Origin of the sequence: Blastomonas sp. CCH1-A6, assembly GCF_001556365.1 — a bacterium.
Lineage (GTDB): Bacteria > Pseudomonadota > Alphaproteobacteria > Sphingomonadales > Sphingomonadaceae > Blastomonas > Blastomonas ursincola.
This window is the reverse complement of sequence record NZ_LSIS01000515.1, coordinates 1-23,554: the sequence shown is the minus strand read 5'-3', so window position 1 is coordinate 23,554 and position 23,554 is coordinate 1. Positions and strand designations below refer to the sequence as shown.

Genomic DNA, 23,554 nt, shown 5'->3' with positions numbered 1-23,554 from the left:
AAAGCCATGGCAAATTTGCCACGCCCTCCCGGGTTCAGAAGCGCTTGCGGAAGCTCAGCGAAACGACGCGCCCCTGCGGATCGATGAACCCGGGCTGGTAGCGCAGCGGGACTTCACCCGCCTCGTTGGTCACCCGCTGCTGCGCGTTGAAGATATTGTCCACCCCCAGACGAAGCCGCGACCCCTTGAGGAACGGCAGTGCCTCGGTCAGCTTGGGCTTGTTGTCGAAATTGACGAACGCGCGCATGCCGAACGTCGCGATATCGTTGAAGCGCAGGTCGGTGGAACCCGGCAGGCCGCCGCCGTCGACGCGCGATCCGCTCTGGTAATTGCCGGTAAAGCGCAGGCCGATGCCGTTGAGGAACAGTCCGCCCTCCAGCTCTACGCCATGCCGCGGCACGCCGCCGCTCGATCCGATGGCCGAGCCGCCCAGCAGGTCGAGATCGCCCAGGCCCGGACGGATGCGGATCGTCTCGGCAAAGCGGACGGTATGATAGATCGAGATGTTCCAGCGACCGCCACGCCCGCCCGCACCGGGACCGAAGCCGCCCGAAGGACCACGCGGCGGACCACCGGCGCCGGGGCCACGCGGAGGTCCGCCCGCCGCTGCACGCTCGCCTCCCGGACCGCCCGGCGGAGGACCGCCCGCACCCGGACCGCGTGGGCCGCCACCCGCACCCGGTCGCCCCGCACCCGGAGGGCCGCCAGCGCCACCGCCGCGCTCATCGCCACCGATCCGCTTCGAGAAGTTGATGCCGTAGCGCAGCCGATCGCTGGTCACGCGATCATAGTTGATCGCGCGCTGGTCGATCGCGAGTAGCGTACCGTCGCTATCGCGGATGATGCGGTCGGGGAATGCCGCCTCGATCTCGGGCGTCAGGATCGGGAAGGAAGCAGTGGTGCCATAGCTGCGGTTGCGGATGAACTCGGCGAGGAAATCCAGCCCCTCGACGAACGGCGGCCGATAGCTCACCGACACCTTGACGTCGCGACGCTCCTCGGCCGTCAGCAGCGGATTGCCGCCCGAAATGATCGTCGCCAGCACCGTCTCGTTGCGCGCGAGGTCGAAGGTGCTGACATTGGGCGTCACGATCTGCGGATCGCCCAACTGGCCGATGCCGGGCGCGGCCTCCTCGCCGATCAGCGAGGCCTGGATGGTCAGCGTGTCGGTCGGTGCCCAGTTCAGGCCATAGCCGAAGCTCAGCAGCCCACCGATATCGCTGAGTTCGCGATAGCCGAGATTGCCGTTGACCGAGAGCTTGCCGAACCAGTCCGACATATAGGTGTCCACCAGCGGCACATCGATATTCGCCGAGACGTTCGCCTCGCTGCGGGTGAGCGAGACACTCCCCTGCCCTGCCCTGCGGCTGTCGGTCGAATCCTGCAGGCGGCGGGCAAAGCCGCCGACCAGGGTGAGGTTGACCGGGCCTGCGGGCAGATCGGCCAGCTTGCCATTGGCGGTGAGCTGCGTGTTGAACAGCTGGTTGCGGCTCTCTGCCGTATCGCTCACCAGGCCGGGCAGCAGCGAACCCAGCGTCCCGGTGAACGGATTGATCGCTCCCGTCGCGCGAGAGATCGCCGCCTGGACGCCGCTGGTGTCCACCGGCTGATCGATGATCGTCAGCGTATCGACCCGGGTATAGTCACCCGTCAGCGCCCATTTCCAGTTCGCAGGCAGCACGCCATTGGCGTTGAAGCCGAGCGAATAGGTATCGGTATCGACCGTCCGGGTGATGGCGCGCGGATCGCCGAACGCCGTGAGCAGGCTGACATCGCGGCCGAAGGGGTTGAACGGGTTGGCCGCCGGAACCGTCAGCGTGGCAGTGTTGAGTCCAAGCAGCGATGTCGCGAAATTGTTGGTATAGGTCGCGTTGACCTGGACATTGGTGTCCGGCCCCAGATTGCGGGCATAGGTCGCGTTCGCCTGGATGCGGTCCGAATTGGGGATGAGCGTGCGGAACTCGCCCAGATCGGTCGTGTTCGGCGCGATGTTGAAGGCGGAGAGCGCCGGGGCGCCGGTCAGTCCCTGAGGCACGCCTGCCAGCGTCACCGTCCGCCCGGCGAGCGCGCTCAGCGCCGGGCTGATCTCGGCGCCCGTTCCGAACGGCGATGCGCCGACATTGCCACCCAGCGCGAAGGGCGCGCTACTGTCCGGCTGGACGATGCCGCGCTCGCTTTCGCGCAGGGCGGTCGCCATCTCATATTCCACGTCGACGATCAGCCGGGTGTTCTTGCCCAGCTTGGTGAAGGTGCCTTCGAACTCGGTCGTGCCATAACCGCCCTGGGTCGAAAGGCCGTTGTCGACCTCCGCCGCCAGGCTCTGGTAGTTGTCGACCAGAATGAAGTTGATGACGCGCTGATCGGGACGAAAGCCGTATTTGAGCGCGAGCTCTTCGGGGAACACTTCGACCTTGGCGATGGCCTCGGGCGGAATGTCGCGGATCGCGCGGAAACCGGAGACGCGCTGGCCGTTGAGCAGCACCACCGGGCCGTCGCCGCCGCGCCCGCGCGCGCTGCCGGTCTGCGGCGCGATCTGTTGCAGCAGCTCGGCGAGCGACGAGGCGCCATAGCTCGCGACATCCTGCGCATTGAGTTCGGTCACCGGCGGAATGTCGGTCTGGATCGACCCGCGCAGTCGCTCGGCCCGCACCACGATGGTCTCGCCGTCGGCATCCGGCTCGGTATCGGGCGGCGGCGGATCGGCGGGGGTTTGCGCCGCATCCTGCGGCTGCGCAACCTCGGCGCTGGCGGCCTTGGCATCGACCGCTGCGTCTTCGAGCGATGCAGCCAGTGCGGCAGGGCTCGCTGCGACCAGCAGGACCGTTGCAAGGGAAAGGCCGAGCGAACGGCGAGCAGCAATCGGGGCGTCTGGCCGCGAGGACGGGGAAAGGGTCATGGGGGACAGCGTCTCTTTATCATTGGCGCCAATGGGGGAGCGCCTGGGGCGTTGATCTGTTGCAGCGCAATATGATGCGCATGCCCGGATTGCCCAGTGCTGAATTGTAACAAATTTTAGCCATCGCCTCGGTTCGACGCCTCGGCCAGCCCCTTGCAAACTCCCGTCTTTTCTTTTGCACGCTTTGTCTGTAAGGCGCGCTGAACTTTGCATGGGCCCAGGGGACTCCCTGACCATGCAGCCGGGTGCCGCGAAAGGTCGCGCCGCCGCAACGCAAACCACATTGCAGGGGCCGAATGGCAAAAGAAGAACTTCTCGAAATGCGCGGCCAGGTGGTCGAACTGCTTCCCAACGCCATGTTCCGGGTGAAGCTGGAAAACGATCACGAAATCCTGGGCCATACCGCCGGCAAGATGCGCAAGAACCGCATCCGCGTGCTGGTGGGCGACGAGGTTCTGGTCGAGCTGACGCCTTATGATCTGACCAAGGGCCGGATTACCTACCGCTTCAAATAATGGCGCAGCTGATCCTCGCATCGGCCAGCCCCCGCCGCCAGCAATTGCTGGCGCGGATCGGCATCACTGCGGACGCCATCATCCCCGCCGATATCGACGAATCCGCGCACAAGGGCGAGCTTCCGCGCGTCTATGCGCGGCGCATGGCGGCCCAGAAGGCGGCGGTGATCGCCGCGCAGCATCCCGATAGTGCCGTACTGTCCGGCGATACCGTCGTCGCCGCAGGCCGCCGTATCCTGCCCAAGGCCGAGAGCGAGGCCGATGCGCGCATGTGCCTGGACCTGATTTCCGGACGCAGGCATCTGGTGCTGTCCGCGGTCACGCTGATGCTGCCTGGTGGACGCGCCCTGCACCGGCTTTCCGAGAGCATCGTGACATTCAAGCGGCTGCATGCCGACGAGGTGGAAGCCTATATTGCGGGCAGAGAATGGCAGGGCAAGGCCGGCGGCTATGCCATCCAGGGCAGCGCCGAGGCGCTGATCCGGTCGATATCGGGCAGCTATAGCGGCATCATGGGCCTCCCGCTCTACGAGACCCGCAGCATGCTGCTCAGCGCCGGCCTGCTCAAGCCCTGACATGGCCCACTGGCTCTACGAAGACGGCATCGGCGAAGAGCGCGCAGCGCTGATCGAGCGGGGCCGGATCGTCGAAGCCTGCATCCAGCGACACGATGACGCAAATGCTGTCGGTGCCGTGCTCGACGTCAAGCTGCTCGCCAGAAGCGCGGGCGGCCATCGTGCGCGGGCGCTGTTGTCGGATGGCAGCGAGGCAATGATCCAGCCGGTGCCCAAGGGCGCCAGCGAAGGCGCGATCGTCCGCGCGCAGGTCATGCGCGAGGCAATGATCGAGCCCGGCACCCGCCGCGCCAAGCCCCCGCGACTCAAGCCCGTGCCCAACGAAACGCCGCTGCGCGCGGCCCCGCGCCTGATCGACCGGCTGAACGCCGAAGGCATCGAGATCATTCGCTGCCTTGCGGGCGGCCCTGACCGGCTTGCCGATGCGGGCTGGCACGAAGTGATCGAGGAAGCCGAGACCGGCCAGGTCGCCTTTGCCGGCGGGCTACTGACCTTCTCGCCAACGCCCGCGATGATGGTCGTCGATGTGGACGGGGATGTCGCGCCACGCGCGCTGGCGCTGGCCGCTGCCGCGGCGCTTGGGCAAGCGATCCGGCGGCACGGCATCGGCGGGGGCATCGTGGTCGATTTCCCGGCCCTACCGGAAAAGGCGGATCGCAATGCCGTGGTCGAAGCGTTCGATGCGGCAATGCAGGTTCCGTGCGAGCGAACCGCGATCAACGGTTTCGGCCTGATGCAGATCGTCGCGCGGCGCCCGCGTGCATCGCTGATCGAGCTGCACGCCGCCGATCCTGTGCGCTGGAGCCTGCTGGGCCAGTTGCGCAGCGCCGAGCGCTCGGACGGCACCGGGCCGATCACGCTGGCGCTTGCTCCTGCCGAATCGGCGTTGCTGGATCGCCAGCCCGACTGGCTGGAAGAACTGCAGCGGCGCATCGGCAGACCGGTTGCAGTTGCGCCCCACCGGACCTAGATGCTCGAGCGATGAGCACCCCCCGCCCCTGCCCCTTGTGCAAGCAACCAGCACGCCCTGATTTCGCGCCTTTTTGCAGCAAGGCCTGCAAGGATCGCGACCTGCTGAACTGGCTGGGCGAAGGCTATCGCGTGCCCGGCCCGCCCGCTGACCGACCCGATGCCGAATATGATTGAGCGGCAATGGCGGGCAGGTGATTTTGCTATGGACAAGCCTGCCCAAGCCTGCCTATAGGCGGCGCTCCAAATCGCCGGTCTGGCGATGAGCCTTGAAAGCCCACCCTGCAAGCGGTGCGGCACGGCCCGATGCCCGGGTAGCTCAGTTGGTAGAGCATGCGACTGAAAATCGCAGTGTCGGCGGTTCGATCCCGTCCCCGGGCACCACTCCTCTCTCCTTGTGCACAACAGTCCATAAGCTGCGAATCGAACGATTCGCGGTGCTCGCATGGCTCAGCCAGCGTGGCGCGCCTGCTTCTTGCCGCGCTCAAATATGATCGGCACCGCAGAGCGGCGGGCAACCTCGCGCAATACAAAGCTGCTGCGAATTTTTGCGACATTCGGCAGGTTGGATAGTTCACGACGATAGATTTCATCATACTCGTCCAGCGAGCTTACGTGGATCATGATTATGAAATCGGTATCGCCCGAAATGAATCCACAATAGGATATCGAAGGGCATTTGATGACTTCGCGTTCGAATTCGTCAAGCACATGTTCTGCCTGCGACCGCAGTTCGACCATCACAATAACCACGCCAGAAAATCCCAGTTCCTGCAAGGAAAGACTGGCGCTGTATCCCATAATTATACCCGCTTCCTCCATGATTCGGCGACGACGGGCCACAGCGGTACTGGAAAGATTGATCAACTCGCCCAATGCCACGTCGGACATTCGGCCTTCTGACGACAAAGCCTCAAGGATTCGAAAATCGGTTCTGTCGAGCTCCAGCGCAGCGGATTTCATCCAAATTCCCCATTTTTGATTGGTTATCCGCACAAATTCCGGGCGAATTTGGCGAATTTCGATGTTTATTCTGCCCCGTTTTCTGTTAGCCTGCAAGGGCGAAGGGGCAGAATGGCTCCGGCAATCAGGGATCAAGGCACATAATCGTTCAGAGACGCACAACAATCTTACATTTCGTGCAGATCAAGACGATCAGGATTGCCTCAATGCAAGGACTGAAGATTATAAAATAACAAATCGGGAGAAGATGGCGAAAGGCCCTACAAACCAGATAATTGGGGGGTAATCCATGGGGTCCTTTTCTACGCCTTATTCGCGACGTTTACTTCGGACAAAGGCGCTTCTGGCCTGTGCCGCTGCCATGCCGGCACTGGGGTTCGCACCGGCCGCGCTGGCGCAGTCCGCCGGCGACCAGGCCGCCGAGCAAACCAGCGAAGCCGATGGCGAAGCCGAGAAGATCATCACCGTTACCGGATCGCGCATCGCCCGCGATGGCTATGATGCCCCCACCCCGGTCAACGTCGTCACCGAGGCAGAACTCGACGCCGAACCCCAGGCGAATATCGGCGACTATGTCAGCACATTGCCCGCGGTCAGGGGCAGTCAGTCGTCCTCGACCAATTCGGGCTCGCTCTCCAACGGCCAGGCCGGGATCGCCACGGTCAACCTGCGCAATCTGGGCGCCAACCGCACGCTCATCCTGATCGACGGGCAACGCTCCGTCGCATCGGCCACAGTCGGCTTTGTCGATGTCCAGACCATCCCGCAGGGCCTGATCAAGGGAGTGGAAGTGGTCACCGGCGGCGCCTCGTCGGCTTATGGATCGGATGCGGTCGCAGGGGTGGTCAATTTCATCCTCGACAAGGATTTCACCGGGCTCAAGGCCGAGTACGAATATGGCATCACCACCTATGGCGATGTGCCGAACCATCTCGTCCGTCTGACCGGCGGCACCAATTTCGCCGATGGCCGGGGTAAGCTGCTGCTTGCGGGCGATTATTTCACGCAGGAAGGCGTCGATACGATCGACCGGAAATGGCAGCAGAGCGGCTTCTTCCAGATCGACAACCCCGCCTATGCCGTGGGCAACGGCCAGCCCGAGCGCCTCGTGGCGGCGGGAATTGGCACCTATCAGTTCACGCCGGGCGGCATCGTCAATTCGGGTCCCTTGCGAGGTACATATTTCGGGTCGATCAACCCCGCCACCGGTCAGGCGAGCCTCAACCAGTTCACTTATGGCCCCAATCGCGGCCAGTGGATGCAGGGCGGCGACTTCCGCATCAGCCGAGAGGGGCATCTGAATTCGAACTCGCTCGCGCCCGACGAGAACCGCATCAACGTCTTCGGCCGCGCGAGCTATGAATTCTCGCCCGCATTCGAGCTGTATGGCCAGGTCTCCTATTCGCGTTACGAGGGGCAGAGCTTCTACCAGAAGACCCCCTCGCCCTCGGTCGTGATCCAGCGCGACAATGCGTATCTGCCCGATGCGTTTCGCGCGCTGATGGTCGCCAACAACCTCACCAGCGTCACGATCGGCACCGGCAATTTCGGCATACCGGCACAGGGCAGCGACAATACGCGTGACGTCTATCGCTATGTCGCGGGCCTCAAGGGCGCGTTCGACACCGGCAGCATCGCTTGGAGCTATGATGCCTATTATCAGCTCGGCATCGCCAAGACCCAGGAACAGCTGACCAATACCTGGGTCACGTCGCGCCTGGCGCTCGCTACCGACGCGGTGCGCAATTCGGCGGGTACCATCGTCTGCCGCTCGACGCTGACCAACCCGACCAATGGCTGCGTCCCGATCAACCGCATCGGCCTTGCCCCGGTGAGCGACGCAGCGCTCAATTACATCTTCAACGACGGGCTGCAGCCTTCGCGGCGGCAGCGGCTGCAGCAGGATGTCGCCGCAGTCACCTTCCAGACCGCCAGCCTGTTCGAGAACTGGGCAGGCCCGGTCAGCCTTGCCTTCGGCGCGGAATATCGCCGCGAGGAGGTCGACGGCTCGCTCAATCCGGACGCGCCGAACAATCTCGGCTTTCTCTACGGCAACTATCGCGTCACCACCGGCGACTATGACGTGAAGGAAGCTTTCGTCGAGACCGTGTTTCCTGTCTTCGAAGGGGCGGATCTGAACGGCGCTCTGCGCGTCACCGACTATTCCACGTCGGGCACCGTGGTCACCTGGAAGCTCGGCGGCACCTGGCAGGTGATCGACGACTTCAAGCTGCGCGTGACCCGCTCGCGCGATATCCGGGCGCCCAATCTCAACGATCTGTTCGCTCCGGGCACCGCGCGCACCAACACCGTCAACGTTCCGGTGGCGGGCGGCGGCACCCGCGCCGATACCTTTCTCGAGCAGATCACCGGCAACCTCAATCTCGCCCCCGAGGTCGCGCGCACCTGGGGCGTCGGCGGGGTGTTCATGCCGAGCTTCCTGCCAGGCTTTGCTGCTTCGGTCGACTATTTCGACATTGCGCTGAGCGGCGCGATTGCCACGCTCACCGCGCAGACCACCGCCAATCTGTGCTTCGAACAGAATGTCGCGTCGCAATGCGCGCAGATCGCCTTTGCCGCACCGAACGACATCAGCACGATCACGCTGGTTCCGTTCAACTTCTCGTCGGTCAAGGTGCGCGGCATCGATTTCGAGGCGAGCTATCGCGCGTCGATCGGGCCCGGCAACCTGACGCTGCGCGCCGTGGTGTCGCACTATATCGACAACATCACCGACAATGGCATCAACGCGCCGGTCGACCTCGCCGGGCAGAATGCGGGCGGGGGCGACGCGACACCATCGTGGAACTATCGCCTGTCGGCCAATTACGACACTGAAAGCTGGTCGTTCAATGCCGTGGGCCGGGGCTTTTCGGACGGCGTGTACAACAACAATTTCATCGAGTGTCAGACCGGCTGTCCGCTTTCGACCCCCGATTTCCGCACGATCAACACCAACCGGATCGACGGCCAATGGTATCTGGACCTTTCGGTGACCAAGCGGTTCAAGATCGCCTCATCCGAGGCGGAGGTGTTCCTCTATGTCCGCAACGTGTTCGATACCGACCCGGTGCTGGTCGGGAACGGCCCGACCGGGGACAATACCCCCGCCTATCCGCAGACCAACCGCAACCTCTATGACGTGCTCGGCCGCGTCTTCCGAATGGGGGTGCGCTTCACGCTGTAACCGCAGACACGACAGGGTACGCTTGCATCCCTGCTCCGTGCCCTGTCGTGACCAGTGCCCGACCAATCAACGCCTTGTACCAGGAAACCGATGACGATGACCCGATCGATGAAATTGCTGACCGCCCTGTTGATGGCCTCCACTCCGTTCGCTGCCCAGGCCAAGGCACCCGCAGCGATGAAGAAGGAGGCGATGGCGGAAGTCGACGAACAGGCCAAGCTGGTCCAGGAAATGGTGGATTCCGTGTTCAGTTTTCAGGAACCGGGCTTTCAGGAATTTCAGACCGCCGAATATCTGACCGGAATCCTGGAGAAGAACGGCTTCACCATCACCAAGGGGGTGGCGGGCATCCCGACCGCCTGGACCGCGACCTGGAGCAATGGCGACGGCCCGGTCGTGGCGCTGGGATCGGACGTCGACGGGCTGCTCGGCCTGTCGCAGATGCCCGGCGTGCCGCAACTCAAGCCGATCGTGCCGGGCGCGCCGGGCCATGGCGAAGGCCATAATTCGGGCATGCCGCTGATCGTCGCCGCCGCCATCGCCGCCAAGGAGGTGATGATCAAGCACGGCATCAAGGGCAAGCTGATGCTGTGGCCGGGCGTGGCCGAGGAACTGCTGGCGACCAAGGCCTATTATGTCCGCGCAGGCCTGTTCAAGGATGTCGATGTCTCGATCTTCACCCATGTCGCCTCCAGCTTCGGCACCAGCTATGGCGATTCCGGCAATAACGGCATGGTCTCGGTCGAATACACGTTCAAGGGCATCACCAGCCATGCCGCAGGCGCGCCCTGGTCGGGGCGCAGCGCGCTCGATGCGGTGGAACTGATGAACATCGCCTGGAACATGCGGCGCGAGCATCTGCCGCTCACCCAGCGCTCGCATTATGTCATCACCAATGGCGGCGGCCAGCCCAATATCGTGCCGGGCGAGGCGACCGTCTGGTACTATTTCCGCGAACAGACCTTCGAATCGATCCGCAAGCTGTACGAGACCGGCAACGAGATTTCCGAAGCTGCAGCCAAGGCGACCGGCACCACCGTGACCCGCCGCGTCCTGGGCTATGCCGCGCCCAATTACGGCAACAAGCCGCTCGCCGAGGCGGCGCAGGCCAATATCGAGCTGGTCGGCATGCCCAAATGGTCGCCCGAGGACCAGGCGTTCACCAAGGCGGTGCAGGAGGCGCTGAAGTTCAAGGTCGCGCCGCTCAAGACGACGGTCGAGCCGCTTTCCTCGCCCGAGACGCGCGGCACCTCGATGGGCGGCGGGTCGGACGATATTGGCGACATCATGTGGACCGTGCCGACGATCACCATCCGCTTCCCGTCGAACATTCCCAGCATGATCGGGCATAACGTCACCTCGGCGATCGCGATGGCGACGCCGATCGCGCACAAGGGCGCCGTCGCGGGGGCCAAGGCGGTGGCGCTGACCGTACTCGACGTGATGACCACGCCCAAGCTGGTCAGCGATGCCAAGACCTATTTCACCACGGTCCAGACCAAGGACCAGAAATACGATCCGGTGCTCACCCCCGAAGACCAGCCGGCGATCCACCTCAACAAGGAGCTGATGGAGCGCATGCGGCCCGAGCTGAAGAAATATTATTACGATCCCAGCAAATACAGCTCGTATCTGGAGCAGCTGGGCATCACCTATCCCCAGCTGACGCCGCAATGATGTCCGGCCGCATGCCATCGGGTCGCACCGATCGCCGGGCGGAGCAGACGCAGGCCGCTCGCTCCGCCCGGCGCAGCCTGCCGATCACCTTCCCCCGGGCATCGTCCCGGGACGAAGATACGGCAGCAGGTGCCCGACATAATCGATCTTGCCCAGCGGTGCGCCCTGCGCGCGGAGGATGGCATAGGCGGTCATCACGTGGAAATAGAACTGCGGGATCGCCCAGTCGCGGGCATATTGGGCCGCGGTAAAGTCGAAGACCATGCCCATCGGCAGTGCATGCGCGATGGGCATTTCGTCCGCGACATCGGCCAGGCCATCGGCGGCTGCCTCCACGATGGCAATCGTATCGGCAATACGTGCCTGGGCATCGGCGATCGTCCATGGCTTTGCACCGGCATCCACGCCCTCGCCGCGCAGCGCAGCGATCGCTTCAGGAAAATCCTGCCCGTTCAGCCGCGCCATCGCCTCCTGCGCCTGAACGCAGGCAAAGCAAACCTGCGTGAACAACGGGAACATGTCGGGTGCCAGCCGCGCCTGCAGGATCTCAGGCGCCTGCTCGGGCTCGAAATGCTGCTCGGCCTTGGCCAGCCAGGTCGAAAGCGCGCCGAGCATCTGCACGAAACTGGGTACGAGAGTATCCTTGAGGGTCATTCGTCGGTCCTTTTTGCAATGCGACACCTTAGCCGGAACCGACCGCCCGCAAAGCCTCTCGCTTGAAATTAAACTGTTCTTTCTTTGTTCTAACCCCTATATCCGGGGCATGAGCGAAAAACCGATTCTGCAGAAGCTGGCCGTGCTCGCCGATGCGGCGAAATATGATGCCTCTTGCGCATCTTCGGGCACGGTCCGGCGCGATTCCACCGGCACCAAGGGCATCGGTTCGACCGGGGGCATGGGCATCTGCCACAGCTATGCCCCCGATGGCCGCTGCATCTCGCTGCTCAAGATCCTGCTCACCAATTTCTGCATCTACGACTGCCGCTTCTGCATCAACCGCGCGTCGAGCAACGTACCGCGCGCCAGGTTCAACCCGGCGGAGGTCGTGCGGCTGACGCTGGATTTCTACAAGCGCAACTATATCGAGGGGCTGTTCCTCTCCTCGGGCATCATCCGATCCGAGGATTACACGATGGAGCAGTTGGTCGAGGTCGCCCGGCTGCTGCGCGAGGAGCATCGCTTCGGCGGCTATATCCATTTGAAGACGATTGCCGGAGCCTCGCCCGAACTGATCGCCCAGGCGGGTCTCTATGCCGATCGGCTTTCCACCAATGTCGAGCTGCCGACCGAGGATGGCTTGAAGAGCTTCGCGCCGGAAAAGAAGCCGCAGACCATCCGCAAGACCATGGCCAATGTCCGGGTCGGCGTCGAGGATGCGGTCGAGGCCCGCAAGGACCGGCTGCTCAAGAAAGCAAAGCCGCCGCGCTTTGCCCCTGCGGGCCAGTCGACCCAAATGATCGTCGGCGCAGACGGCGCGCGCGACGACGATATCCTTGCCTCCGCCACCAGCCTCTATTCGGGCTATCGCCTGCGCCGGGTCTATTATTCGGCCTATAGCCCGATCCCCGATGCGAGCAGCGATCTGCCCCCGGTACGCCCGCCGCTGATGCGCGAGCATCGGCTGTACCAGGCCGACTGGTTGCTGCGCTTCTATGGCTTCGATCGCGCCGAGATCATGGCGGGGGCGAACGAGGGTATGCTCGATCTGTCGATCGATCCCAAGCTCGCCTGGGCGCTGCAACGGCGCGAGAGCTTTCCGGTCGATATCAACCGCGCCCCGCGCGAGATGCTGCTGCGCGTGCCGGGCCTCGGCACCAAGGCGGTCGACCGGATCATCGCCGCAAGGCGGCTCGGCGCGATCCGCATCGGTGATCTGGCGCGCCTCACCGCGTCGGTAAAGAAGGTGCTGCCCTTCATCACCACGCCCGATTGGCGGCCCGGCGGCCTGACCGACAGCGCCAACTTGCGCGCGCGCTTTGCGCCTCCGCCCGAACAGATGAGCCTGGCGCTGTAGGGCCATGCGCGAGATCATCCTCCATCTGCCCGGCGATTTCGAGGAGTGGCGCAGCCATGCGCGCGCGCTGCTCGCCGCGCGCGTGCCGCCCGAGGATATCGTCTGGCGGTCTGTCGGCGACAGTGCCTCGCTCTTCGCCGATCCCGCTCCACTGCAGCTCCAGCGTACGGTCAGCCTGCCCCGCGAACTGGTCACCATTGCCGATAGGGTGATCTGCCATCGCGACGATGCGGTGCCCTCGCGGTTGTACCGGGTTCTGTGGCGCGCGCTCGACGATCGCAAGCTGCTCGAGCGGCGCACCGATCCCGATACCGACTGGCTGATGCGCGCGGACAAGGCGATCCGGCGGGATCTGCACAAGATGCATGCCTTCGTCCGCTTTCGCAGGCTGGGCGAGGACGAGACGGGCCGGGAGCGCTTCATCGCCTGGTTCGAGCCCGAGCATCGCATCCTGCGGCTGGGCGCGCCCTTTTTCCGCAAGCGCTTCTACGGCATGGACTGGGCGATCCTCACCCCCGATGCGCGCGCGATCTGGCATGGCGAGGAATTGCATCTCGGGCCCGGCGGAACCCGCGACGAGGTGCCCGATCACGACGTGGTCGAGGACCAGTGGCGCACCTATTATGGCGCGATCTTCAACCCCGCCCGGGTCAAGATCGCCGCGATGCGCGCCGAGATGCCCAAGAAATACTGGCACAACCTGCCCGAGGCGCAGGACATCGCGCCGCTGATCGCAGGGGCCGAAGCGCGGGTGGAACGGATGCGCGAGACGGCCGTCTCGCTCGCAAACCCCCGCAGCGACAAATGGCGCGTGCGCGGGGAAGCGGATACAGCCTTGCCCGAAACCATTGCATCGCTCGACGAGCTGAACCAGGCAGTGCGCACCTGCACCCGCTGTCCGCTCCACTGTAACGCTACCCAGGCGGTGACCGGCGAAGGCCCGCGCCAGGCGCGCATCATGCTGGTCGGCGAACAGCCGGGCGATCGCGAGGATCTGCAAGGCCGTCCCTTTGTCGGGCCAGCAGGGCAACTGCTCGACGAGGCGCTCGGCGAAGCGGGGCTCGACCGCGCGACGCTGTATGTCACCAACGCGGTCAAGCATTTCAAGTTCGTCGCGCGCGGCAAGCGGCGGCTGCATCAGAACCCCAGCACCGGCGAGATCGACATCTGCCGCTGGTGGCTCGATCAGGAGCGGGCGCTGGTCAGGCCCGACATCATCGTCTCCTTGGGCGGCAGCGCGCTGCGGGGACTCACCGGCAAATCCGCCAGTATCTCCTCGATGCGCGGCAAGGTCCATGCGCTGGATGACGGTGCCCGGCTGATCGCGACGGTGCACCCCTCGTTCCTGCTGCGCCTGCCCGACCGCGACCGCGCCAAGGTCGAACGCGATCAGTTCGTCGCCGATCTGGCATCCGTGAAACATATGGCCGACAGTCTTGCCTGATGGCGCAACCCCCAAGGCCAAGCCGCGTATGGTCGGCATGGCTCAAACGTGTAATTCCAACGACCACCCGCTGGCGGAGCGCTTTCGCGCGTTCATCCAGGATCGCAATTTTCCCTGTGTCGGCGCCAAGTCCGCGCTGGCCAAGGGCAATATGCGCATCATCATCGGACGCGACCTGCGTTCGGCCTGGGACGACCTGCGCATTCATCCCGCGCTGATGGAGATCGCGCGCGATTATGCGCTCGACCCCGCGCCGTTCCAGTCGCTCGCCGTGCTGTTCGAGGAGGATGCCGGGCTAGACGAGACAGGCTTCGAACAGCATCTGTGGCAAAGGCTGCAGTCGCTGAGCGACAAGGACGACTGGCTCGGCCAGCCGGTCGACCCGCGCGTCAGCGGCGATCCCGATGACCCGCATTTCTCGCTGAGCTTTGGCGGAGAAGCATTTTTCGTGGTCGGTCTGCATCCGGGTGCCAGCCGTCCGGCGCGGCGCTTCGACCGCCCGGCGCTCGTGTTCAACCTGCACGACCAATTCGAGCAATTGCGCGCCTCGGGCGTGTACGAGAAGATGCGCGGCACGATCATCGAACGGGATGTGGCTCTGGCCGGTGCGCCCAACCCGATGCTGGCCCGCCACGGTACCGTGTCCGAAGCCCGGCAGTATAGCGGCCGGGCTGTCGGCAGCGAATGGCGCTGTCCGCTGCGCCCGAGAAAGGCCGCCGAACATGCCGCATGAAATACCGCCGCGGTCAGGCACCGCATTTTTACTCGGCAAGGGGCACACGCTTACCGTCACTGACGTGCTGGGCGAACAGGTGGCGGACCTGCTGGCCTTCAACCAGCACGATATCGGCGAGGTCATCTCGTCGGGGCGTACGCTCGATTATGCCAGCAAGATTTACCTTTCGACCGGAGACCTGCTCTATTCGAACCGCAGCCAGGTGATGCTGGAAATCATTGCCGATGATGTCGGCCGCCACGATTTCCTGCTGACGCCGTGCTCCAAGGACACGTTCCGCATCATCTATGGCGATACCGATCCGCATCGCGGCTGTTTCGGCAATCTCGCCGCCGCGCTGGCGCCTTATGGCGTGACAGAAGACATGATTCCCGTCGCATTCAACTGCTTCATGAACGTCCCCGTCGATGCCACCACGGGCGAATTGCGTGTCGATCCGCCCCTCAGCAAGGCGGGAGAATCGATCACCTTTCGCGCCCATATGGACCTGATCATCGGGCTCACCGCCTGTTCGGCGCTGCAATCGAACAATGGCTCGTTCAAGCCCATCCAGTACGCCGTGACCGATTAGGGATCAGCGCTTGCGCGCGGCGAGGTAGAACCAGTCCCCCATTCCGATCTTCGGTCCGGCCCAGGCGAGCGGGGCAAAGACCATCGCATAGGCCAGCCGCTTCGGACTGCGCATCAGCGTGGCGGGCGTTCCGAAACTATAGGCCAGATCGATGGCGGTGTGTCGCGCGCCGATGCATTCGAAACCCCGGGCCTCGAGCATCGCCGACAGGGTGCGCACCGAAAACTGGTAGAGATGCCAGGGTGGCTCGATATGCGGCCAATAGCCCAGCGGACGCGCAAGGGGCTCTGACGCACGCGGAAACAGTCCGTCGATGTTCGGCGTCGACAGGATGAACAGTCCGCCGGGCCTGAGCAGCCGATGGGCGGCCACGATGTCGCGCGCGGGATCGCGGACATGCTCGATCACGTCGAACATGGTGACGATGTCGAGCATGCCCTCGGCATCGTCGACGGCGTGAATGTCGCCATCAGTGACCGAAAGATGGAAGCGATCGCGCGCAAACTGCGCCGATGCAGCCGAGAATTCCACACCGGCGACGTCGAAGCCACGCCGCCGCGCCTCGTCCAGGAACAATCCGGTCGAACAGCCGATATCGAGAAGCTGACCGCCATTGGCAAAGCGTTCGACGAAGCGCAGATGCTTTCTGGCGATCGCTGCCATCCGGGCATAGGCATCGCTTGCCGGATCGTGCAGCTGGGTGTGATAGTCGTTGCTCGCCTGATACATGGCTGCGAGCTCCGCATCCGATGGCGGATTGGTGATGAACGCGAGACCGCACCGCGAGCACCGTTCGAGGCTGTAGCCATCGATGCGCGCAACAGGGCGGGTCTCGGTCGATCCACAATGATTGCAGGCGGCACTGGGCCTGGGCTGCGCCATGTCGGTGTTCCATCGCAGGAGGCAGGTCTGGACGAGGTCGCAGCTCGTTCCGTCGCCGTCTATAGGACGCGCGTGAACATAGGGTAAAGCCTTGCCGATCAAGCCGGGTTCAAGCGATCTTAACCCTGTGGCATTAGCAGGTGCGTCACTCTCGTCCCCCCTCACCGGACTGCCACCGCATGACGCCCGTTGCCACCGATATCCGCTTTTTGCTGGGCGATCGCTGCATCCTGCGCGCGCGGCGGATGCTGATGCCCCTGTCCTACGGGCTCGACGCAATCCTGGCCGAGCGCCCCCTTGTCCCTGTCCCGCTGCCGCCCGGTGCGGACGGATATCGCGTGCAGTCCGCGCCTGCGGACCAGCTCTCGCGGCTCGACCAGCAGTTCCAGGGCTTTCTCAAGTCCCCGCCGCAACTCTATGCACGGCATTATATCGACATGGCGCTGGGCCATGATGGGTATATGGCGCAATTCTCATCGAAGACGCGCGCGACGCTCAAGCGCAAGATGCGCAAGCTCGCCGATGCGAACGGCGGCACGCTCGACATTCGCAGCTATCACGCCCCCGATCAGCTCGACGCCTTTTTCGCTGCCGCCCTGCCGCTATCGAACCAGACCTATCAGGCGCGGCTGCTCGATGCGGGGCTCCCCGGCCACGCGGCTTTCCGCGCCGAGGCTGAAGCCCTCGCCCGGGCCGACCGTCTGCGCGCCTGGATCCTGTTCCTGCAGGGCAAGCCGATCGCCTATCTCTACCTGCCTGTTGTCGAGGACGTGCTCATCTACGCCTATCTCGGTTACGATCAGGGACAGGCGCAGCTCTCGCCCGGAACCGTGCTGCAGATGCATGCGCTCGAGCAGCTCTTTGCCGAGCAGCGCTTCCGCTATTTCGACTTCACCGAAGGCGATGGCGCGCACAAGGCGCTTTTCGGCACGCATCAGGTGCAGTGCGCCACCCTGTTCCTGCTCGCGCCGAGCATCGCCAACCGCGCTGTGCTCACGGGCCACCGGGCGTTCAACGGTGCCGTGGAAGGGACCGGGGCCTGGCTCGAACGCATCGGGGCCAAGGCGAAAATCCGCAAGCTGTTGCGCGGTTGAGGCCTCAGATGGCCACGACGCTCTCGAAGGCGGCAAATTCGTTGAGGAATAGCGTCGAGAGGATCCCGACCTCGTAACGGATGCGGCTCACCGCCTGCTCGCCATAGCGCAGCGCCGTGCGCACCAGATTGGCGGGAAGCTTGGCCAGCGATGCCCTGCGCTGCGGCTGCAGAGCTTCGAAACCCGCGCCTTCCAGCCGGGTCTGTTCGGCAATGTTGAGGCACATGGATTCGAACCGGCGCTGCACGATCGGATTGACGCGGGTGCGATCCCGGCTCAGCAATTCGAAACTGTGGCTGACGATGGTGAAGCACGGCCAGTCGTGCTCTGCGGCATGGCGCAGGCCGTCCCGCATTTCCCAGGCAGAAAGCGCACACAGTTGCGCGGCGCGGATACTGCCAGGCCGATCCTCGATCACGCTCACCGGAATGATGCCCACGCCCATATGCTCGGAAAAGGGCGGGGTTTCCGGCGGAAGATCGATATCGCACTCGCCTGCCAGGAAGGCCGGGTTGAAACTGCTGTCATACGGAACGCTCAGGGCACTCAGCGCACGCAGCGTATCGTCGTTCGCCCCGAAATTGCCCGCACGGAACGCGGTAGGCTTGGGCGCGCCGGCGATCATCAGCAGCGCCCGCGCCTGATCGAGCAGCCGGACCTGATCGTCGAGCGGGAAATCGGCGATATTGCGGCCGCGCAGATGTGCGAGCTCATGATCGCGCGCAAATTCCAGCCATTCGGTGTGGATGTGAAGCTGCACTTCATGACCGCGTTTCAGGATCGGCTCGACGATCCTTGCGACGACGCCAGGGCCATAGACCAGAGCCGGAAACGGATCGACGAAGAAAACACCCTTCAGACCATAGGCCTCGAGGCGGTCCATCTGGTAGAAGATGCCAAATTCGCCGTCACGGCACTTGCCAGCGATCGAACTGTCAAAATTCTCCTGCGCACTCGCGCCTTCCTGGAAGAGCTTGAGCGACAATTCGGTATCGACGGTGTACTGAACCTTGGTGACCATCGTTGGACCCTTATGCCGGGCGGGTTAAGACCCGCTTACCCTCGTCGCAGCCCATGCGCGGCTAAAGGAAATACTATATCACGTCCATCCCATGTTAATAGGGGAGTGTGCCGCTATGGAGCATTCTGCGGCGAGAGGACGGGGTTGCGCTGAACAAGACGGGCCCCACCAAAGGCCAGGCAACCCTTATTGCTAACAGTTTTCAATTGCACAAATAATTGGAGTCTGGCGGCTTTTGATGGTTGAAAACCCCGTCCAAGCGGCCTAGGCAGGCCGGCGAGCGCGATGATCCAGGCTGTGCAAGCCCGGTGCGCGCCCATCTGAGGTCGTGAAACGGACAAGCACATCACAAGGTTTTTGCTGAGGGCCGGATATCTGTTCAGGGAACGCACACGCACCACATAGCATCCCCGCATTCCTGACAGGCAGTTTCGGCCGGAACACCCAATTTTCGGAAAGGATTGACCATGGCACGCAACAAGATCGCGCTGATCGGCGCAGGCAATATCGGCGGTACGCTGGCGCATCTCGCAGCCACCAAGGGACTGGGCGATATCGTGCTGTTCGACGTCGTCGAAGGCGTGCCGCAGGGCAAGGCGCTCGATCTTTCGCAGTGCGGCCCGGTCGAAGGTTTTGACGCAAAGGTCACCGGCACCAACAACTATGCCGATATCGCGGGCGCGGACGTCATCATCGTCACCGCCGGTGTCGCGCGCAAGCCGGGCATGAGCCGCGACGACCTGCTCGGCATCAACCTCAAGGTCATGAAGGCCGTGGGTGAAGGCATCCGCGACAACGCGCCCGACGCGTTCGTCATCTGCATCACCAACCCGCTCGACGCCATGGTCTGGGCGCTGCGCGAATTCTCCGGCCTGCCCGCCAACAAGGTCGTCGGCATGGCCGGCGTGCTCGACAGCGCGCGCTTCGCCACCTTCCTCGCCTGGGAATTCGGCGTGAGCGTCAAGGACGTGAACGCGTTCGTGCTCGGCGGCCATGGCGACACCATGGTCCCCGTGCTCAGCTATTCGACGATCAACGGCATTCCGGTGAAGGACATGGCCAAGATCAAGGGCGTGTCGGAAGCGCGTCTCGACGAGATCGTCAAGCGCACCCGATCGGGCGGCGGCGAGATCGTCGCGCTGCTCGGCACCGGTTCGGCCTATTACGCCCCTGCCACCAGCGCGATCGCGATGGCCGAAGCCTATCTTGGCGACACCAAGCGCATCCTGCCCTGCGCGGTGAACGTCGAAGGCAAGTACGGCCTTGATGGCCTGTATGTCGGCGTGCCCGTTGTCATCGGCGCCAATGGTGCCGAAGAGGTGGTCGAGATCAATCTGACCGACGAAGAGAAGAGCAATCTTCAGGTCTCGGTCGATGCGGTCAAGGAACTGCTCGACGTCTGCAAGACGCTGGACCCGAGCCTCGCCTGATGCTCGCGTCCGGTCTCCTGATCGGACTTTTCGCGCTGGCGGCGGCCCAGGACGAGGCCCCGCCAGCCGAAAACCCCTACCCCGCGCGCGAGATTCTCGCCGCGTTTGCGACCGCCTGTTCGGGGATCGAGAACCTGGCCGTCGCCAAGGCGTCGGTCGTCGCCGCCGGATGGCAGGTCATTCCCGCCGATGACAAGGGCGCGCTGCGCCAGCTGGTCGAGTACGGCAAGGCCAAGCTCGCCGAGAGCGACGGCGAGGCCAAGCTGCTCGACGGCGGCGAATATCGCATGACCGTCGCGGGCCGCGAGCTCAGCCTGGCGCTGTCGGGCGTCGATCTGGGCGAGATGCAGAGCCATGGCTGCCGCGTCTATGATTTCGCGGCCCCCGCCCCCATATCGGCTGAAGACCTCGAAGGCTGGGCAGCACGCAAGCCCGGCAGTTCGACTGATCCCTTGCCCGGCTTCAGCAAGAATGTCTGGAACCCCGGCCTGAAGCCCGGTCACATGGAAATGGAAGTTTCGTACGCCGCACCCGGCGCGCTCGCCGCCACCGGCATCCCCCTTACCGGCCTTGTTCTCACGGCCACAGCAGTGGAGTTTCGCAAGAAATGAGCATTCTCGTCAACAAGCACACCAAGGTCATCACCCAGGGGATGACCGGTGCGACCGGCACTTTCCATACCGAACAGGCGCTGGCCTATGGCACGCAGATGGTCGGCGGCGTGACGCCCGGCAAGGGCGGCACCACGCATATCGGCCTGCCCAACTACAATACCGTCGCCGAAGCCAAGGCCGCGACCGGTGCGACCGCGACCTGCATCTACGTTCCGCCGCCATTCGCTGCGGACTCGATCCTTGAGGCGATCGACGCCGAGATGGAACTGATCGTGGCGATCACCGAGGGCATTCCGGTGCTCGACATGGTCCGCGTCAAGCGCGCGCTGCAGGGCAGCAAGTCGCGCCTGATCGGCCCCAACTGCCCCGGCGTTCTGACCCCCGACGAGTGCAAGATCGGCATCATGCCCGGCAGCATCTTCAAGAAGGGCTCGGTCGGCGTCGTGTCGCGCTCGGGCACGCTCACCTATGAAGCCGTGCACCAGACCACCGCTGTGGGCCTGGGCCAGACCACCGCGGTCGGTATCGGCGGCGATCCGGTCAACGGCACCAACTTCATCGACGTGCTCGAGCTGTTCCTGGCCGATGACGAAACCAAGTCGATCATCATGATCGGCGAAATCGGCGGCAGTGCGGAAGAAGAAGCCGCGCAGTTCCTGAAGGACGAAGCCAAGCGCGGCCGCAAGAAGCCGATGGTCGGCTTCATCGCCGGTCGCACTGCGCCTCCGGGACGCCGCATGGGCCATGCCGGCGCGATCGTCTCGGGCGGCCAGGGCGGCGCCGAAGACAAGATTGCGGCGATGGAAGAAGCGGGCATCCGCGTCTCGCCCTCGCCTTCGCTCCTCGGACAGACGCTGGCCGAGCTGCTGGAAACGGTGTGATTTGAACCATCCCTCTCCCCTCGCGGGAGAGGGAATGCATCGCGACGCGATGCGAGGGAGAGGGCCGGGAGCACGCCGGTAGCGTCGCTTCCCCCCTCACCCAGCTTCGACTGGGGCACATATTTGCCCAAGTCTGCGCAACCCTCTCCCGCGGTGGGGAGAGGGAAAAGGGACGCTAGAACATGACCTACGACGGATTTGATTTCGACCTCGCAGAAGGCCCGCAACAGGGCCCGAGTTGGCAGCGTGGCAACTGGCCGCTGGCCGACAGTGACGATCTGACCGCAGCGCTGGACCCGATGCAGATGCAGGCAGCGGTCAAGGCCGCAGTGCGCGATGCCTCGGCCAAGGCGGGCAAACCGGTGGACGAAGCGGCGATCGCGCGTGCGGCGGACCGCTCGATCCGGGCGATGATGCTGATCCGCACCTACCGGGTGCGCGGACACCTTGCGGCCGATCTGGATCCGCTCGGCCTGTCGCAGCAGGAACTGCCCGCTGACCTCACCCCTGAATATCACGGCTTTGTCGGCGCCGAGCTCGACGAACCCGTGTTCCTGGGCGGCACCATGGGCTTCGAAAGCGCCACCGTGCGCCAGCTCATCGACACGCTGCGTGCCAATTATTGCGGCAAGGTCGGCCTCGAATACATGCACATCTCGGACGTGGAGGAGCGCCGCTTCTTCCAGGACCGGATGGAAGGCATCGACAAGGTTATCGAGTTCTCCGAAAACGGCAAGAAGGCGATCCTTTCCAAGGTGATCGAGGCCGAGACCTTCGAGAATTTCCTCGCCAAGAAATATGTCGGCACCAAGCGCTTCGGCCTGGATGGCGGCGAGTCGATGATCCCTGCGCTCGAAGCCGTGATCAAGTACGGCGGCCAGCTCGGTCTCAAGGAAATCGTCTATGGCATGCCGCATCGCGGCCGCCTCAACGTGCTCGCCAACGTGATGGCCAAGCCCTATCGCGTGATCTTCCACGAATTCTCGGGCGGTTCGGCCAATCCTGACGATGTCGGCGGTTCGGGCGACGTGAAATATCACCTCGGCACCAGCACCGACCGCGAGTTCGACGGCATCAGCGTGCACATGTCGCTGGTCCCCAACCCGTCGCATCTCGAAGCGGTCGATCCCGTCGTGCTCGGCAAGGTCCGCGCGCAGCAGGTGATCCGCGATGACCTTGCCGATCACAGCCAGGTGCTGCCGGTGCTGCTGCACGGCGACGCGGCGTTCGCCGGCCAGGGCATCGTTTGGGAGTGCCTCGGCTTCTCGGGCATTCGCGGGTACAATACCGGTGGCTGCATCCACTTCATCGTCAACAACCAGATCGGCTTCACCACCAGCCCGCAGTTCGCGCGCTCGTCGCCCTATCCGTCGGACGTGGCCAAGGGCGTCCAGGCGCCGATCCTGCACGTCAATGGCGACGATCCGGAAGCGGTGACCTTTGCCTGCAAGATGGCGATCGACTTCCGCCAGCGCTTCCACCGCGATGTCGTAATCGACATGTGGTGCTATCGCCGCTTCGGTCATAACGAGGGCGACGAGCCCAGCTTCACCCAGCCGCAGATGTACGCGAAGATCCGCCAGCATCCCAAGGTCAGCAAGATCTATGGCGACCGCCTGATCGCGCAGGGCGTGGTGACGCAGGACTGGATCGACGGCACCGCCAAGACCTTCTCGGATCAGCTGGAGGTCGAGTTCGAGGCCGGCAAGACCTACAAGGCCAACAAGGCGGACTGGTTCGCCGGTCGCTGGTCGGGCCTGCACATGCCTGCGGACCCGGAAACGGCGCGTCGCAACATCGAGACCGGCATCGACAAGAAGCTGATGGAAAGCCTCGGCCGCACGCTGACGACGATCCCCGAAGGCCATGAGGTGCACAAGACGCTGCGCCGCGTGCTCGAGGCCAAGCGCGAGATGTTCGACAAGGGCGAAGGCTTCGACTGGGCGACCGGCGAAGCGCTCGCGTTCGGATCGCTCGTGTCCGAAGGCTATGCCGTCCGCCTGTCGGGCCAGGATTCGGGTCGCGGCACGTTCAGCCAGCGGCACGCGGTGTGGATCGACCAGAACACCGGCGGGCGCTACCTGC

Annotated in this window: 20 protein-coding genes and 1 tRNA gene; 16 read left to right on the top strand and 5 right to left on the bottom strand. The window is 64.0% G+C overall.

Annotated features, from left to right (window positions below; all coding sequences use genetic code 11):
• Positions 1–34: 34 nt before the first annotated feature.
• The gene (locus AX735_RS22610; RefSeq protein ID WP_066284863.1) at positions 35–2,896 is read right to left on the bottom strand and encodes a TonB-dependent receptor plug domain-containing protein; all 2,862 of its coding nucleotides are present in this window, start codon (positions 2,894–2,896) and stop codon (positions 35–37) included.
• A 296-nt stretch (positions 2,897–3,192) separates the two neighbouring features.
• Here AX735_RS22610 and infA point away from each other — a divergent pair, with 296 nt between their 5' ends.
• The 5 genes from infA (at position 3,193) to AX735_RS22585 (ending at position 5,339) form a co-directional block, all read left to right on the top strand.
• Positions 3,193–3,411, top strand: coding sequence for a translation initiation factor IF-1 (gene infA, locus AX735_RS22605; protein WP_010162480.1), 219 nt, complete (start codon positions 3,193–3,195; stop codon positions 3,409–3,411).
• Positions 3,411–3,986, top strand: a complete 576-nt coding sequence (locus AX735_RS22600; protein ID WP_066284862.1) for a Maf family protein — start codon at positions 3,411–3,413, stop codon at positions 3,984–3,986. Before infA ends, AX735_RS22600 begins: the two co-directional genes overlap by 1 nt.
• Position 3,987: 1 nt before the next feature.
• On the top strand, positions 3,988–4,956 hold the full coding sequence (locus AX735_RS22595) for a ribonuclease E/G (protein WP_066284861.1): 969 nt from the start codon (positions 3,988–3,990) through the stop codon (positions 4,954–4,956).
• An 11-nt stretch (positions 4,957–4,967) separates the two neighbouring features.
• Entirely contained in the window at positions 4,968–5,132 is a 165-nt protein-coding gene (locus AX735_RS22590) for a DNA gyrase inhibitor YacG (protein WP_066284860.1), read from the top strand.
• 131 nt (positions 5,133–5,263) lie between these two features.
• Positions 5,264–5,339, top strand: a tRNA-Phe gene (locus tag AX735_RS22585).
• Between the two features lie 66 nt (positions 5,340–5,405).
• Here AX735_RS22585 and AX735_RS22580 read toward each other — a convergent pair.
• Entirely contained in the window at positions 5,406–5,918 is a 513-nt protein-coding gene (locus AX735_RS22580) for an Lrp/AsnC family transcriptional regulator (RefSeq protein ID WP_060978421.1), read from the bottom strand.
• Between the two features lie 361 nt (positions 5,919–6,279).
• On the opposite strand from AX735_RS22580, the gene AX735_RS22575 reads away from it, so the two are divergent.
• Together AX735_RS22575 and AX735_RS22570 are read left to right on the top strand one after the other, a co-directional pair.
• On the top strand, positions 6,280–9,105 hold the full coding sequence (locus AX735_RS22575; RefSeq protein ID WP_082751269.1) for a TonB-dependent receptor domain-containing protein: 2,826 nt from the start codon (positions 6,280–6,282) through the stop codon (positions 9,103–9,105).
• 90 nt (positions 9,106–9,195) lie between these two features.
• The gene (locus AX735_RS22570; RefSeq protein WP_082751268.1) at positions 9,196–10,782 is read left to right on the top strand and encodes an amidohydrolase; all 1,587 of its coding nucleotides are present in this window, start codon (positions 9,196–9,198) and stop codon (positions 10,780–10,782) included.
• Positions 10,783–10,866: 84 nt separating this feature from the next.
• Here AX735_RS22570 and AX735_RS22565 read toward each other — a convergent pair whose 3' ends face one another.
• Entirely contained in the window at positions 10,867–11,436 is a 570-nt protein-coding gene (locus AX735_RS22565; protein ID WP_066284859.1) for a DUF1993 domain-containing protein, read from the bottom strand.
• A 109-nt stretch (positions 11,437–11,545) separates the two neighbouring features.
• Here AX735_RS22565 and AX735_RS22560 point away from each other — a divergent pair, with 109 nt between their 5' ends.
• The 4 genes from AX735_RS22560 to AX735_RS22545 are packed head-to-tail and all read left to right on the top strand — an operon-like array spanning position 11,546 to position 15,547.
• Positions 11,546–12,796, top strand: coding sequence for a putative DNA modification/repair radical SAM protein (locus AX735_RS22560; protein ID WP_066284858.1), 1,251 nt, complete (start codon positions 11,546–11,548; stop codon positions 12,794–12,796).
• A gap of 4 nt (positions 12,797–12,800) precedes the next feature.
• Positions 12,801–14,240, top strand: coding sequence for a UdgX family uracil-DNA binding protein (locus tag AX735_RS22555; RefSeq protein ID WP_066284857.1), 1,440 nt, complete (start codon positions 12,801–12,803; stop codon positions 14,238–14,240).
• A 37-nt stretch (positions 14,241–14,277) separates the two neighbouring features.
• The gene (gntA, locus tag AX735_RS22550) at positions 14,278–14,973 is read left to right on the top strand and encodes a guanitoxin biosynthesis heme-dependent pre-guanitoxin N-hydroxylase GntA (protein ID WP_066284867.1); all 696 of its coding nucleotides are present in this window, start codon (positions 14,278–14,280) and stop codon (positions 14,971–14,973) included.
• Positions 14,963–15,547 (top strand): DUF1989 domain-containing protein, encoded by a 585-nt coding sequence (locus tag AX735_RS22545; protein WP_066284856.1) that lies wholly within the window; start codon positions 14,963–14,965, stop codon positions 15,545–15,547. Before gntA ends, AX735_RS22545 begins: the two co-directional genes overlap by 11 nt.
• 3 nt (positions 15,548–15,550) lie before the next feature.
• Here the strand turns inward: AX735_RS22545 and AX735_RS22540 are convergent, their stop codons facing one another.
• Entirely contained in the window at positions 15,551–16,429 is an 879-nt protein-coding gene (locus AX735_RS22540) for a class I SAM-dependent methyltransferase (RefSeq protein ID WP_066284855.1), read from the bottom strand.
• A gap of 179 nt (positions 16,430–16,608) precedes the next feature.
• Between AX735_RS22540 and AX735_RS22535 the strand changes: the two genes are divergently transcribed.
• A complete protein-coding gene (locus tag AX735_RS22535; RefSeq protein WP_066284854.1) occupies positions 16,609–17,523 on the top strand; it encodes a GNAT family N-acetyltransferase in 915 nt (304 codons plus the stop codon).
• 4 nt (positions 17,524–17,527) lie between these two features.
• On the opposite strand, the gene AX735_RS22530 is transcribed toward AX735_RS22535, so the two are convergent.
• Positions 17,528–18,544, bottom strand: coding sequence for a polysaccharide deacetylase family protein (locus AX735_RS22530; RefSeq protein WP_060978428.1), 1,017 nt, complete (start codon positions 18,542–18,544; stop codon positions 17,528–17,530).
• Between the two features lie 467 nt (positions 18,545–19,011).
• Between AX735_RS22530 and mdh the strand changes: the two genes are divergently transcribed.
• From mdh to AX735_RS22510, 4 genes are all read left to right on the top strand, one after another.
• A complete protein-coding gene (gene mdh / locus AX735_RS22525; RefSeq protein WP_066284853.1) occupies positions 19,012–19,974 on the top strand; it encodes a malate dehydrogenase in 963 nt (320 codons plus the stop codon).
• Positions 19,974–20,585 carry a hypothetical protein gene (locus AX735_RS22520; RefSeq protein WP_066284852.1) on the top strand — a complete coding sequence of 204 codons (612 nt, stop codon included), beginning with the start codon at positions 19,974–19,976 and terminating at the stop codon, positions 20,583–20,585. Before mdh ends, AX735_RS22520 begins: the two co-directional genes overlap by 1 nt.
• Entirely contained in the window at positions 20,582–21,469 is an 888-nt protein-coding gene (gene sucD, locus AX735_RS22515) for a succinate--CoA ligase subunit alpha (protein ID WP_023839527.1), read from the top strand. Before AX735_RS22520 ends, sucD begins: the two co-directional genes overlap by 4 nt.
• A gap of 182 nt (positions 21,470–21,651) precedes the next feature.
• The coding region (locus tag AX735_RS22510) for a 2-oxoglutarate dehydrogenase E1 component (protein WP_066284851.1) at positions 21,652–23,554 on the top strand (1,903 nt) is incomplete at its 3' end.

Bases quoted from the DNA above. Each gene is read 5' to 3' on its own strand.
- AX735_RS22610 (WP_066284863.1), bottom strand. From the start codon at position 2,896: ATGACCCTTTCCCCGTCCTCGCGGCCAGACGCCCCGATTGCTGCTCGC.
- infA (WP_010162480.1), top strand. From the start codon at position 3,193: ATGGCAAAAGAAGAACTTCTCGAAATGCGCGGCCAGGTGGTCGAACTG.
- AX735_RS22600 (WP_066284862.1), top strand. From the start codon at position 3,411: ATGGCGCAGCTGATCCTCGCATCGGCCAGCCCCCGCCGCCAGCAATTG.
- AX735_RS22595 (WP_066284861.1), top strand. From the start codon at position 3,988: ATGGCCCACTGGCTCTACGAAGACGGCATCGGCGAAGAGCGCGCAGCG.
- AX735_RS22590 (WP_066284860.1), top strand. From the start codon at position 4,968: ATGAGCACCCCCCGCCCCTGCCCCTTGTGCAAGCAACCAGCACGCCCT.
- AX735_RS22580 (WP_060978421.1), bottom strand. From the start codon at position 5,918: ATGAAATCCGCTGCGCTGGAGCTCGACAGAACCGATTTTCGAATCCTT.
- AX735_RS22575 (WP_082751269.1), top strand. From the start codon at position 6,280: ATGCCGGCACTGGGGTTCGCACCGGCCGCGCTGGCGCAGTCCGCCGGC.
- AX735_RS22570 (WP_082751268.1), top strand. From the start codon at position 9,196: ATGACGATGACCCGATCGATGAAATTGCTGACCGCCCTGTTGATGGCC.
- AX735_RS22565 (WP_066284859.1), bottom strand. From the start codon at position 11,436: ATGACCCTCAAGGATACTCTCGTACCCAGTTTCGTGCAGATGCTCGGC.
- AX735_RS22560 (WP_066284858.1), top strand. From the start codon at position 11,546: ATGAGCGAAAAACCGATTCTGCAGAAGCTGGCCGTGCTCGCCGATGCG.
- AX735_RS22555 (WP_066284857.1), top strand. From the start codon at position 12,801: ATGCGCGAGATCATCCTCCATCTGCCCGGCGATTTCGAGGAGTGGCGC.
- gntA (WP_066284867.1), top strand. From the start codon at position 14,278: ATGGCTCAAACGTGTAATTCCAACGACCACCCGCTGGCGGAGCGCTTT.
- AX735_RS22545 (WP_066284856.1), top strand. From the start codon at position 14,963: ATGCCGCATGAAATACCGCCGCGGTCAGGCACCGCATTTTTACTCGGC.
- AX735_RS22540 (WP_066284855.1), bottom strand. From the start codon at position 16,429: ATGGCGCAGCCCAGGCCCAGTGCCGCCTGCAATCATTGTGGATCGACC.
- AX735_RS22535 (WP_066284854.1), top strand. From the start codon at position 16,609: ATGACGCCCGTTGCCACCGATATCCGCTTTTTGCTGGGCGATCGCTGC.
- AX735_RS22530 (WP_060978428.1), bottom strand. From the start codon at position 18,544: ATGGTCACCAAGGTTCAGTACACCGTCGATACCGAATTGTCGCTCAAG.
- mdh (WP_066284853.1), top strand. From the start codon at position 19,012: ATGGCACGCAACAAGATCGCGCTGATCGGCGCAGGCAATATCGGCGGT.
- AX735_RS22520 (WP_066284852.1), top strand. From the start codon at position 19,974: ATGCTCGCGTCCGGTCTCCTGATCGGACTTTTCGCGCTGGCGGCGGCC.
- sucD (WP_023839527.1), top strand. From the start codon at position 20,582: ATGAGCATTCTCGTCAACAAGCACACCAAGGTCATCACCCAGGGGATG.